Annotated in this window: 8 protein-coding genes and 1 pseudogene; 6 read left to right on the top strand and 3 right to left on the bottom strand. The window is 57.6% G+C overall.

The features are described from left to right. The first annotated feature begins 97 nt into the window (after positions 1 to 97). Positions 98 to 1,015, top strand: a complete 918-nt coding sequence (locus QZR30_RS09405) for a helix-turn-helix domain-containing protein (RefSeq protein ID WP_311903228.1) — start codon at positions 98 to 100, stop codon at positions 1,013 to 1,015. 213 nt (positions 1,016 to 1,228) lie between these two features. Here QZR30_RS09405 and QZR30_RS09400 read toward each other — a convergent pair. Next, positions 1,229 to 1,343, bottom strand: a pseudogene (locus QZR30_RS09400) (recombinase family protein); the annotation flags it as partial. 162 nt (positions 1,344 to 1,505) lie between these two features. Next, positions 1,506 to 2,420 carry a LysR substrate-binding domain-containing protein gene (locus tag QZR30_RS09395; RefSeq protein ID WP_056845912.1) on the bottom strand — a complete coding sequence of 305 codons (915 nt, stop codon included), beginning with the start codon at positions 2,418 to 2,420 and terminating at the stop codon, positions 1,506 to 1,508. A 256-nt stretch (positions 2,421 to 2,676) separates the two neighbouring features. Here QZR30_RS09395 and QZR30_RS09390 point away from each other — a divergent pair, with 256 nt between their 5' ends. From QZR30_RS09390 to pgm, 4 genes are all read left to right on the top strand, one after another. Then, positions 2,677 to 3,699 carry a zinc-dependent alcohol dehydrogenase family protein gene (locus QZR30_RS09390; RefSeq protein ID WP_043049405.1) on the top strand — a complete coding sequence of 341 codons (1,023 nt, stop codon included), beginning with the start codon at positions 2,677 to 2,679 and terminating at the stop codon, positions 3,697 to 3,699. Between the two features lie 705 nt (positions 3,700 to 4,404). Then, positions 4,405 to 5,829, top strand: a complete 1,425-nt coding sequence (locus QZR30_RS09385; protein ID WP_311903227.1) for a hypothetical protein — start codon at positions 4,405 to 4,407, stop codon at positions 5,827 to 5,829. A gap of 33 nt (positions 5,830 to 5,862) precedes the next feature. Next, a complete protein-coding gene (locus QZR30_RS09380; RefSeq protein ID WP_059397393.1) occupies positions 5,863 to 7,269 on the top strand; it encodes an aminotransferase-like domain-containing protein in 1,407 nt (468 codons plus the stop codon). 103 nt (positions 7,270 to 7,372) lie between these two features. Beyond that, positions 7,373 to 9,016, top strand: a complete 1,644-nt coding sequence (gene pgm, locus QZR30_RS09375; protein WP_056845914.1) for a phosphoglucomutase (alpha-D-glucose-1,6-bisphosphate-dependent) — start codon at positions 7,373 to 7,375, stop codon at positions 9,014 to 9,016. 68 nt (positions 9,017 to 9,084) lie between these two features. Here pgm and QZR30_RS09370 read toward each other — a convergent pair whose 3' ends face one another. After that, a complete protein-coding gene (locus QZR30_RS09370) occupies positions 9,085 to 9,780 on the bottom strand; it encodes a pirin family protein (RefSeq protein WP_046068074.1) in 696 nt (231 codons plus the stop codon). Between the two features lie 218 nt (positions 9,781 to 9,998). Between QZR30_RS09370 and QZR30_RS09365 the strand changes: the two genes are divergently transcribed. Then, the gene (locus QZR30_RS09365; RefSeq protein WP_311903226.1) at positions 9,999 to 12,443 is read left to right on the top strand and encodes a UvrD-helicase domain-containing protein; all 2,445 of its coding nucleotides are present in this window, start codon (positions 9,999 to 10,001) and stop codon (positions 12,441 to 12,443) included. Positions 12,444 to 12,490: the final 47 nt, after the last annotated feature.

Raw genomic sequence — 12,490 nt, 5'->3', positions numbered from 1 at the left:
GGTACTTTGTCAAAATCCTTAATGGATGCATAGATTTGCAAACCCAAACCTTATCCATCATTAGCGCTAGAAGTTTTGTGTAGTCAGGGGAGAACTCATGAGTGGAGGTTTTGGAAGCAAATACCTAGATGGCGGAAGTAATCTGTTGAAGTCATCGGCGGATCTAGGGTGGACTAGCGTACTGACGGCAGAAATGTATCGGCATGTAACGCTTGAATGCTCCGATTTTCTGCAGCCAGTGACGGAAGTCGTTGTCAATATTGCCGGCACAGCATATTTTCGCAGAAGGGCAGCGGGAACTGAACAGAGATTCGTTTCTCATACAGGTTCTGCCAGCATCTGTCCCCAGGGCGTCGCCGTTAGATATTTACACCTTAATTCTGGTCCCGTGGACTTGCTTCACATTTATATGCCGCCAGATCTCTTTGGAACTCTACGTCAGCGAGAAGAAAGTACAATGAACCCTAGCTTTGAATATGTAGGGGGGCTCCATGACCCACTCATTCAAGGCATTGGTTTTGCTGTGGCCGAGGAACTTGCAAGAAGAGACTCACAGGAAGCGACCAGCCGATTAATGTTGGATTCGTTAGCCGTCGGGCTGGCGGCACGACTACTGCAGCGATACCGTATTGATGACCGTAAAAACTTTACTGAATCATATTTTGATGCTAATTCGGGGAGAGGCTTAGACCGAACGCGGCTCAAACGTGTACTAGAGTATATACAACACAACCTGGACAGAGATATTTCGCTCGACGATCTGGCTAACGCAGCCTGCCTTAGTGTTTTCCATTTTTCGAGGTCATTCAAAGTTGCGACTGGCGCATCTCCTATCAGATATATATTAGACCTGCGCATTAAGCGCGCGCAATCTTTGCTTATTGATAAAGATGTAAGCATCAGCGAAATTGCGATGCAATCTGGCTTTACCTCTGCAGCTAATCTTGCTCGATCTTTCAGAAAAACTGTTGGCGTATCGCCGAGCGAATACCGATTGCAGCGCACGTGCAGATAGGACGGGCCGCTGGCCGGTAAGATGACGCATCTAAATATTGTAGATTGCTTCAATGCTGCAAGGCAGTAGACGACATCGGCGCGCCCCCCATGGCGTGGCCCAACAGTCATCACGAGGGCTCGTGGCCGATAACTGCCTATCGATCTATGCTGCAATCATGGACGCAGCCCGTCGTCGTCTATTGACCATTTGTTGTCACATTACGCGCCTGACGACTGCCTGAGCCTGACGTTCGCGGGGTTGCTCGTCCTTGCGCGATGGCGGACATCATATCCACCAACATTGAGTTGATGGCTCCCAGCATCCGCCCGGAGAACTCGTCGCCCTCCGGGGGCATCGGTGGGGGCATCCTTTTCAAGGAACCGAAATTTGCCCCCAACTATGTCCCCATGAGTCGTGGAATCCATTGGATTTAGACAGGCGGCAATGGATTGAAATTGCAAATAACCTATTGTTATAAAACAGTTTTATGGAATTCACTGGAACTCCATTACAGGCTATCGGGGTCCCCAAAAAACATCTGAATCCGCGACCTCAACCACCGCTCACCCGGGTCATTGTCCTGCGACCCACGCCAGGCCATGTGCAGCTCAAACGAACGCACTGGCAGCGGCGGGTCTTCGGCGCGTAATCCGCCCGCCGAGGTCAGCGCCTCAGCGGCGTAATCCGGCACAGTGGCCAGAATGTCCGTACCCGCCAGCAACGTGCCCAACCCGTTGAACTGAGGTACAGCCAACACCACATGGCGTTTGCGGCCGAGCTTCTCCAGCTCTTCATCAATAAACCCGCTCAGGTCGCCGGCGAAGGACACCAAGGCATGGGGGCGTGAGCAGAAGTCGTCCAGGCTCAATGAGCCGGGCACGCTGTCGGCACGCAGCAGCTTCGGCAGGCTGCGGCGCAGCACCTTGCGCTTGGCGTTGGCCGGCAGATCGGCGGTGTAGCTGACGCCGATGGAGATTTCACCCGAAGCGAGCAAGCCAGGCATCAGGATGTAGTTGACGCGGCGCACCACCAGCACGATGCCCGGGGCTTCGGCGCGCAGACGCTTGAGCAATTGCGGCAGCAGGGCGAATTCCACGTCGTCGGACAGGCCGATACGAAACACCGCAGTGCTGGTGGCCGGGTCAAACTCGGCAGCGCGGCTGACGGCGGTGGAAATCGAGTCCAGGGCCGGGGAGAGCAGGGCGAAGATCTCTACGGCGCGGGCCGAGGGTTCCATGCTGCGTCCGGTACGCACAAACAGCGGGTCATCGAACAGCCCGCGCAGGCGCGACAAAGCCGCGCTGATGGCCGGCTGGCCGAGGAACAATTTCTCTGCGGCGCGGGTCACACTGCGCTCATGCATCAAGGTTTCGAATACGATCAAGAGGTTAAGGTCGACACGACGCAGGTCGTTACGGTTCATCTTGTGTCCTGGAAGAGTCTGTAAACTTGACGTGAGCGGCCATATCGCACGATTCAGCAGCATGACCGGCATGAATCTTACGGGGAAAGGCTGGTACTCTGCACCGGCTAATTGATTTTTCCTACGATAGTTGAGGTCTGCTCCTCCTTCGCGAAATCAATGACAGGCATGTCGACTATTAATGGCGACCGGTGGCCTTACCTGGAAAGCCCAGATAAAGTTCATGGCATTAGAGGTTACTTTGACGAGGTTTGCGATGTCCCGCACGATCCGTTTTCACAAGTTTGGTCCGGCCGAGGTGCTCAAATGCGAAGAGCATGCAGCCGCGCAGCCCGCACCGGGCGAAGTGCAGGTGCGTGTCGAGGCGATTGGCATCAGCTGGTACGACATCCTATGGCGCCAGAACCTGGCGTCTTCCCATGCTCGCCTGCCTTCGGGCCTGGGGCATGAAATGGCGGGTGTGGTAGTCGCCTTGGGTGACGGCGTTGATGACTTGGCTGTGGGCGACAAGGTGGCCAGTTTTCCGGCCGAAAGCCCCAACGATTACCCGGTGTATGGCGAGCAGATCATCTTGCCGCGTTCGGCCCTGACCCGTTACCCGGATGTCTTGAGCCCGATTGAAGCCAGCGTGCACTACACGCCGTTGCTGATTGCGTATTTCGCTTATATGGACCTGGCGCGGGTCAAGCCTGGGCAGTTTGCCCTGGTGACCGATGCCAGCCACTGTTCCGGCCCTTCGTTTGTGCAACTGGGCAAGGCCCTGGGTGTGCGGGTGATTGCCGCGACGAAAAACAGCGCCGAACGCGAATACCTGCTCTCCCTCGGGGCGGAAAAAGTCATTGTCACCGAAGAACAAGACCTGCTGATGCAGATCAACAAGTTCACTGACAACCGTGGTGTCGACGTCGTATTCGATGGCCTGGGCGGCCCGCAGATGTCGTTGCTGGGGGACGTCCTGGCGCCCCGTGGCAGCCTGGTGTTGTATGGCTTGCAAGGTGGCAACCAGACGCCATTTCCGGCCTGTGCAGCGTTCCAGAAGAATATTCAGTTCTTCGTTCACTGTATCGGCAACTTCACCGGCAAGCCGGAGCTGGGCATCGTCCAAGATCAGGTGGCACTGCAGCGGGCCTTGCGTGATATCAACCAGTTGACGGCCGACCGTGTGCTTGTCCCACTGAAAACCACGGTATTTGCGTTCGATCAATTTGTTGAAGCCCACCGCTATATGGACGAATGCCCATGTCGCGAGCGTGTCGCCTTGCAGGTTGAAGCTGTTTGAGCTGTAGGAGTATTCGCAAATGAATACGCTGGCGTCTGAGCCGATGAGGCAAATGCGCCATTTGACAGGGCTTAACCCACTCCCGGGTTGAGCCTGACCAGGGGGGCTCCACCCCGCAAACAATACCTTTTTCCCCTTACGCCGCCCTGAAACCCAGTGCGGCGCTGTCGTGTGGGCGCCATTAATGTCTCGGGCCTGGCGAATCTGAACGGGTTTTCGGTGATCGTCTGTATCTGTTAATCATTACTTGAGCGCCGATAATTGTGCCTACCCTGTCATCTCAAGGATTGAGCAATGATTGATTGCCTGATATTCCCGCCGCGTACTTCAGGAACTAAGCAAGGCGCCTCTGTGCATCCTGAAAGTGTACTGAAGGCGCCCGGTTGTTTTGCAAGGAGCAGATTAAAATGGGTGATTAATATTCGTCAGATGTGTCCCTCGTTTTTTAGTTAAAACAGTGTAGGAAGTTGTCGGAGTATTCCTAGGGTCGGTAATTCGACGCGTCTATATTCAAGCTGGAGCGCGATTTTCCCGGGGTTTGGCCACAGTAGGAAGGCATGAGGTTGCCGATGCTTTTATTGCAAAGTGCTAATGTACAACTGTCTTTGCGCCGTGTGGCACCCGACACACCTACAGTCGTAATGGGTCGAGCAATTCATATTGATAGTTGCTTGAAACTGACACTTCAACTCAGGTAGTAGAATAATGAGCGCAATTCATGAGCAAGCCATGAACTATGTTTACCAACAAGTTCTGCAGCGTATGATCGGGCATTTCACGCGGTCCGAGCGGACTGTACTTCAATTGTTGGTCCAGCGAATTGTGGTGGCAGCCGGTGGCATGGAGCAAGTGGGCCACTACAAAGTGCTGATCACCCACGGCGGCGGTGAGGTCAGCAGTTACACGCTGGCAATGCTGCGAGCCGCGCAACTGACCATCGCGGGCCGCGCGCCCAAGACGTTTCACCTGCGGGTTGCTACCCTGCGCTATGCCGGCATGACCCAGGCCACCCTCGACAACTTGAACCAAGGCTATAGCGCGCTGTTTTTTCATGACGACCCGCGTGTGGAGCTGTTGATGGTCGAGAACCGCGACGTCCAGCCCTTCAATCCGCAACGCCCGGCTTCCAGCGCCGGGCGTGAGGTCAGTCAGCGCAATATGCTACTGCTGGGCCACCTGACGTCCGGCGATATCCGCGCCACGCTGTGCAACGACACCTACCTGGCCTTCGGTGAGTTCTACCAGTGCGTCGCCACCTGGAACGGCGGTGTGCATGCCATGGTCAGCGGTGACTCGCCACGCAAGCAAAGCCAATACCTGGCGTGGCTGAAAAAAACCGCGCTGGCAACCGGCCTTGATTTCGCGCGTGGCAAACCGATGTCGCTCAACCGGCTGTTTGCACGCATGGAGGAGTGGAGTATCGCTTGCTACCGTGATCTCTATGGCGAGCATTATGTGGGTACAGAGGAGCTGGGCCGGGGCGGGTACCGTCATCTGGCCTATATCGGCATTGCCGACTTGCTCGATGATGTGGATGTATCCCGATCCACGCTGCTGACTGACTTCCTGGCGCACAAGCAGGACCCGTTTGATTTTCACTTCAGCCATCCTGCCGCCCCCAATCCATTACTCATGGCTCACTTGCACGGCTTGCAGGCCCAGTGCCTGCGTGAGCTTTCTTATGAGCATGGCGTCGAGAGTTTTATTCGCCAGGCGATGGACTATATGCGCCGTAGGAAAATCCCAAATGAATTGATCGCCGAGGCGTCAAGCGAGGATGGGCGCATCCTGTCCACCACCTATGCCCAAGAATTCTTCGGCTTGGACGAGGGTCAGTTGACCTGCCTGCTGTTCGCACCCTTCATTGAGCACGGCGAGCGGCTGGAGGGCTTCTTGCGTCAATGCCATCCCGGCATGCTGGTGGCGCTCCCCGAGCTGCACAAGGCGCTCCAAGGCAAGCCCGCAGCAGACATGCTGCAACAGTGGCTGGTGGATACCAGCGGGTTGCCGCTGCCGATATTGCAGCACGTGTACCGCAAGCGCCCGCTGCAGGTCGAGCGTGGCATCCTGGCACGCAAGCCGCGATTCACGCAGTCCGAAGCACCGACTGCACGGTTATCGGTGCGTTAACGTGTATTCGTCTGTACAGGCCGGTGAGCGGCCATGAACCTGCGGGGAGAGCGACAGGCAGACTTTGCCTATCAGGCGGTGTACCGCTACATGATCAACCTGATCAACGAAGTCAGCCTGGAAACACCGGTCAAGTTGCCATCCTTGCGGCAGCTGTCGACACGCTTGAACGTGTCAATCTCGACGATCCAATACGCCTACTCGCTGCTGGAGAAGGAAGGGCGGGTGTACTCGGTGGCCAAGTCGGGATACTTCGCCTGGCCGGTAGCTGCCAACCCACAGCTGATGGCGGGTGCTGACCTGCTCGAAAGGCTCTACGCGGCGGCGCGGCGGCCGGCCATGGTTGTGCTCAGTGGGGATGAGCCCGCGCTGCTGGGCTCGCTGGATGGTGACTTGCTGACGCTGGAGCGTAAATTGGTGCGCCGCTACGCGAACCAACTGCAGCCCTGGTCGCAACCCTGTGGCGTGTGGGAGCTGCGCGCAGCGTTGGCGGCACGTTATACCTCGTCGCCTACACGCTGCTGGCAGGCCGACGAGGTGTATATCGGTGCCGATCTACAGGGTGTCCTGGAGATACTGATTGACGCCCTGGGTCTCAAGGGCACCGTATTGGTGACCGAATCACCCTGTGATTATCGGGTCTTGCGCCTGTTGCAGGCTGCTGGTGTACGGGTGATCGAATTGCCCTGGCTAGCCGATGGCCGGTTCGACCTCGCGATGTTCGAGCACTTGTTGCTTCACGAACCCGTGCACCTGGTGCTGTTGTCATCGGTAGTGAGCATGCCATCAGGTACGGCGTTATCGGTTCCGGAGCGGCTGCAGATTGCGCATTTGCTTGACCAACACGGTTGCTGGCTACTGGAGAACGATACCTTTGGTGAACTGAGCTATACGCCATCCCAGGCAGCCCTGCGTCATCTGGTCAACCCGGAGCGGCTGCTGGTGTTCTCGTCGTTCGAGAAGGTGTTGGGTCCGGAAGCGCCCTTTGGCTATTTACTGTCGCATCAAATGAGCAGTGAATTGCAGCGCCAGTTTTTACTGCGCTCATTTCGTTTGTCGTCAATCCGTCAGCGGGCCATTGCCCGGCTTTATCAGAGCGGGCGCTTTGATCAGCACCTGCAGGCATTGCGCCAACTTCTACAGGAGCAAGCGCAGGCCATGAGCCTGCGGTTGGACGCACGCATGCAAGGGCGCGTGAGCTACCGGATGCCCATCGCCGGGGCGAGCTTCTGGTTGCAGTCGGTGGCGCCAGTGGATATGCGCTTGATCTTTCAACGGATGCTCACGCAACAGGTCGTGATAGCGCCGGGTGAGTTATTCAGCCTCAGCGGCTTGCACCATCAGCATATGCGCTTGAGCCATACGTTTACGGGGCAGCCCAATCTGGATGTCACCCTGGATGCGCTGGCTCAGGCGTTGCTCGAGGCGCAGACTGTCTAGCGTATGAAATTTCTCTGTGCGCTGTAGGATCGATACCGTCGCACAGTAGTCCAAGTCCCAGTAAACTGACACTTTTCCGAATCCTTCTTTTCGAGGTTTATGCATGACTATCAGTCCTTTTGCGGGCAAACCGGCGCCGGCCCAGTTGCTGGTGGATATCCCGCGACTGGTCACGGCCTATTACACCGGCCAGCCTGATGCAGCAATCTCTACCCAGCGTGTGGCCTTTGGCACCTCCGGGCACCGGGGCAGCTCGTTCGAGCTGAGCTTCAACGAATGGCATGTACTCGCGATCAGCCAGGCCATCTGCCTGTACCGCGAAGCTCAAGGCATCAACGGGCCGTTGTTCGTGGGCCTGGATACCCATGCGCTGTCCACACCTGCCGGTGCCAGTGCCCTGGAGGTATTGGCCGCCAATGGCGTACACGTCATGCTGGCCGAAGGCGACGAGTACACGCCGACCCCGGCGATTTCCCACGCGATCATCTGCTACAACCGTGGCCGCACCAGCGGCCTGGCGGACGGTATCGTGATTACACCGTCCCACAACCCGCCGCAGAGTGGCGGCTACAAATACAACCCGCCTAATGGGGGCCCGGCCGATACTCACGTCACCAAGTGGATCGAAGCCAAGGCCAATGAACTGCTTGCCAACAAGCTGGCCGGGGTCAAGCGCATCACCCACGCCCAGGCGCTCAAGGCGGACACCACCCATCGTCATGACTACCTCAACAGCTATGTGGCTGACCTGGTCAATGTGATCGACATGGATACGATCCGCAGCGCCGACCTGCGCCTGGGCGTGGACCCATTGGGCGGAGCCGGGGTGCGCTACTGGTCGGCGATTGCCGAGCACTACCGTCTGAACCTGGAGGTAGTGAACACCGAAGTCGATGCGACTTTCCGCTTCATGAGCGTCGACTGGGATGGCCAGATTCGCATGGACCCGTCGTCCAGCTACGCCATGCAGGGCCTGATCGGCCTCAAGGAACGATTCGACGTCGCGTTCGCCTGTGACCCTGACCATGACCGCCACGGCATCGTCACCCCGTCCGGCGGCCTGTTGGCGCCGAACAACTACCTGGCGGTGTCCATCGATTACCTGTTCCAGAACCGCCCTGACTGGCGCGCCGATGCTGCCGTGGGCAAGACCGTGGTCAGCAGCGGCTTGATTGATCGCGTCGCTGCGCGTATCGGTCGCCGTTTGTACGAAGTGCCAGTGGGCTTCAAATGGTTCGCCGATGGCTTGTTCGAAGGTTCGTTGGGCTTTGGTGGTGAAGAAAGCGCCGGTGCCTCGTTCCTGCGCAAGGACGGCACGGTTTGGAGCACTGACAAGGACGGCTTGATCCCGGCTTTGCTGGCGGCGGAAATGACCTCGCGCAAAGGCCAGGACCCGAGCCAGATCTACCGCGGCCTGACCGACGCGCTGGGCGAGCCGTTTGCCATTCGCGTCGATGCCAAGGCGACCCCGGCGCAGAAAGCGTTGCTGGGCAAGCTCTCGCCGGAGCAGGTGACGTCCACGCAATTGGCCGGGGAGAGCATCCAGCAGATTCTCAGCCATGCGCCGGGCAATAACCAGGCAATTGGCGGCTTGAAGGTCATGACCGAAAACGGTTGGTTTGCCGCACGGCCATCGGGCACCGAGGACATCTACAAGATCTATGCCGAGAGCTTTATCGGCGAAGATCACCTCAAGCGGCTGGTGGAAGAGGCGCAGGTACTTGTAGACGGTGCAATCGCACAGTAGTCACACCGAACCCAATGTGGGAGGGGGCTTGCCCCCTCACATATTTCAGCTGCCCGCAGAATTCAAGCTCAGGCCAGGTCGACCAACACGATCTCGCTGTCCTCGATCGCCGTCACCCGTAATACCTGCTCGTCTTCAACCGCCACGCCATCTCGCGCCTGTGCCCGCAAACCATTGACGTCAATCACACCCGTGGCCGGCACCAGGTACGCCCGGCGGCCGCTGTCCAGTCGGTACTCAGCGCTTTCCCCGGCTTTCAGGTTCGCTGCCACCAAGCGTGCATCGGCACGAATGCTCAGGCTTTCACTGTCGCCAGCCTTACCACTGGCAAGCGTCACAAATCCTTCACGGTTACCTTGTGGAAACGGTTTGGCGCCCCAGGACGGCGGTAGCCCAGCCTGATTCGGGATAATCCAGATCTGGAAAATCTTGGTCGGCGTAGCCTCCAGGTTGTATTCGCTATGGGCGATCCCGGTGCCCGCACTCATCACCTGCACATCACCCGCCTCGGTGCGGCCTTTGTTGCCCAGGTTATCGGCATGACTGATCGCGCCTTCACGCACGTAGGTGATGATTTCCATGTCGCGGTGCGGGTGCTGGGGAAAACCACTGCCTGGGGCGATGATGTCGTCGTTCCATACCCGCAGGTTGCCCCAGTGCATGCGCTCGGGGTCGTGGTATTCGGCGAAGGAAAAGTGGTGATGGGCGTCAAGCCAGCCGTGATGGGCGCCGCCCAGCATGTGGAAAGGTCGAAGTTCAAGCATGGTCGTCTCCTGTTGATGGGCCTATCATCCAGCAGCCGATCATCTATAAAAAGCGTAAAAAATACCTGATTTCTATCTATTTATTCGATTGGTTTTGTCTGTAACAACTTTCACTTCATCGCCTAACTGCATGACAGCAAAGCAATTGGCTGGAACTGAGCGCCGATTCCGGCGACCATGACGCCCTCATCAAAGCCAATCTCATCGCAGGAGTCCGCGTGCCGCAACACAAGCCTGATCTGCCCCCTGAACTGCGCCCCTTGGCCGAGATGCCGCTATTGAAACGACTGGCCGCTCGCCTGTTCGGCCATGGCCTTACTCGTTTACGCGCGCAGCACCGGTTCTCCTGGTTGCATGGCCAAGCCGACGGCTTTCGCAGTGGGCACGAGGCGGGTGTGGAATATGGTTATCGCGAGGGCAAGGCCGATGGCATTGAGGAGGGCCGACAGGTCCTGTTGATCCGCGACTTCCGCCCCGACGAACACCCTGCGCCGGGGGTGGATGACAGCCTGTTCGATGACTGGCGGTTGCCGCTCACGGCGGATGTGAAAAAACGCATGAAGGCGGATGTGGCGCGGCTGCTGCCGCCCCATGCGCAGCCAAGTGCGGCGCAGTGGAAGATGATTTTCAGCGATACGCCCTCGACTTCGGTGATCGCCGGGGCCGGCGCGGGTAAATCCACATCCCTGGTGCTGCGCATCCTGCTGCTGACCCATTACCTGGGCTTTGAGCTGAGTTCGATGACGGTGGTGACCTTTACTCGCGAGTCGCGTAAAGACTTTATTCACAAGCTCATGGATATTCTCAGCTTGTGGGGCCAACCCCTTGGTATGAAGGAAGCCCAGGCTGTGGTGCGTACCTTCCACTCGCGCATCCTGCCAATGGTGCGCAGCCTGCCGGGCTTCGAGCGTCTGCAGGCCTTTGAAAACCTCAGCGACGGTTTTGCGGACGCCGACAGCAATCCCTTCGACCTGCGCATCGGCGACGCCCAGCGTCAACAGATGAATGCCTGCTATCACCGCCTGTATGGCCGCCACCAGCGTTTTCGCGAGCTGATTGCGCCGTTGGCCCGCCAAGGCCTGCAACTCAAGGAGCTGGAGCGTGATCATCCGGACGTGCAAAAACGCATCGCAGTGACAGACCTGGCAGCCAAACGTGATGACGAACTTTGCGATGTGATCGAAGACCTGTGGTTTCGCGCCGGGGCATGGCCGATCAAGGGCATAGAGCCCAGCCGCCAGACCTTTGAAATCAACGGTGCGCAATTTCATTGCCACGGTTATATCCCGGCGCTGGATGCGTGGGTGGTGCTAGGTTTTGATGCGCGGGAAAACCCCCAGCTCAGCCGGCCGAACTCGAAACTATCCGTGCGTGCAGAGTGGGCGGTCAAGCGCACCTTGTTTCAAGCTTTTTGTCGTAAGCCTATGATATGGATGGACAATTATGAGGCTTCAAAGCGCTTGATCAGCAGCCTTGCCGGCGATGCAATGGCCGGGCCTGGCTTTGATTACAAGGTCAAGGGCGAACTGGCCTCGGCGCCGCTGTTGGATGGTTTTGTGATGGCTGCCGGGTTTATCGAGAACCTCGGTTTGGACGTACCGACGGCCGTGGGCCAGATGCGCTTTGCCAAGGACGATCCGGATCGGTTGTTCTTCGAGGCCCTGAGCATTTTCTGGAAGGCCCTGGAAGACCACCTGCTGGATCAATCGCCGCCGATTATGACCTACAACCGGATGTTCTCCCTGTTCGGTGAAAACACCCCGGAAAACCTCAAGCTGCTCAGCGATCCATTGCTGCGGCCTATGTCGCACCTGATGATCGACGAATTCCAGGATGTTTCTCCACAAATTGTCTCGTGGATACGTGCAAGCCTCAGGGAGATCCGCAGTCGCGGGCCGGCGATGCATGTGGGGCGCGGCGCACAGCGTTCTTCTTTGCTATGCGTAGGGGACGACTGGCAATCGATCTATGGTTGGCGTGGCAGTTCGCCCAAGTTCTTCATGCACTTCAATAACGAATTTTCCTCGCCAAGTACCACCCGCGTGATGCTGGCGGAGAACTACCGTAGCCACCAGCACATCATCGATGCGGCCGAACACGTGGTACGCAGTGCTCCGGCGATTCCCGGCAAGAAGGCCAAGGCCAGTGGTGCGCCCAAGGCACTCGTGCCTGTGATGGTACTCGAGCGCGACGATGCGGCGCTGGGCCAGCGATTGCTGGAGCACTATCAACGGGGCCAGAGCGTATTGATGCTGTATCGAAAAAGTAGCGATAAACTACTGATTCAAGAGCATATTCAGGCTGTAGTTAATGTGGATTCTAGCTTGCCGCCCCACGAGCGCAGGTTGAAACAGCTGACCTATCACAGCGCCAAGGGCCTGCAGGCGGATGTGGTATTTTTACTGGGGGACTGTCAGCATCTCACCAGCTCGCCGTACAAGAATCAGGTCTACCGCATGGCGGGCCTGGGCAAGGACGGTGATAGCGAACCTTATGACACTGCGCAAAAAGAAGAAATATTGCGCCTGGCCTATGTTGGCATTACCCGAGCGGTCAGCCATTGCTATTGGTATGTGGAAAAGCCGGAAGGCCAGGGCGTGAATGTGCCCAGGGCCTCAGAGCGGGTGGATGGCAAGAAAGCCTTTTTCGATGATCAGCGCTGACCTTACAGCTGATACACAGCGAATGTGGGAGAGGGCTGACAAATAGT

The sequence above is a fragment of the Pseudomonas sp. rhizo25 genome (assembly GCF_031931935.1).
Classification (GTDB): Bacteria; Pseudomonadota; Gammaproteobacteria; order Pseudomonadales; family Pseudomonadaceae; genus Aquipseudomonas; species Aquipseudomonas synxantha.
The sequence above is the reverse complement of the archived record's forward strand: the minus strand, read 5'-3'. Positions and strand labels throughout refer to the sequence as shown.

Bases quoted from the DNA above. Each gene is read 5' to 3' on its own strand.
- QZR30_RS09405 (WP_311903228.1), top strand. From the start codon at position 98: ATGAGTGGAGGTTTTGGAAGCAAATACCTAGATGGCGGAAGTAATCTG.
- QZR30_RS09395 (WP_056845912.1), bottom strand. From the start codon at position 2,420: ATGAACCGTAACGACCTGCGTCGTGTCGACCTTAACCTCTTGATCGTA.
- QZR30_RS09390 (WP_043049405.1), top strand. From the start codon at position 2,677: ATGTCCCGCACGATCCGTTTTCACAAGTTTGGTCCGGCCGAGGTGCTC.
- QZR30_RS09385 (WP_311903227.1), top strand. From the start codon at position 4,405: ATGAGCGCAATTCATGAGCAAGCCATGAACTATGTTTACCAACAAGTT.
- QZR30_RS09380 (WP_059397393.1), top strand. From the start codon at position 5,863: ATGAACCTGCGGGGAGAGCGACAGGCAGACTTTGCCTATCAGGCGGTG.
- pgm (WP_056845914.1), top strand. From the start codon at position 7,373: ATGACTATCAGTCCTTTTGCGGGCAAACCGGCGCCGGCCCAGTTGCTG.
- QZR30_RS09370 (WP_046068074.1), bottom strand. From the start codon at position 9,780: ATGCTTGAACTTCGACCTTTCCACATGCTGGGCGGCGCCCATCACGGC.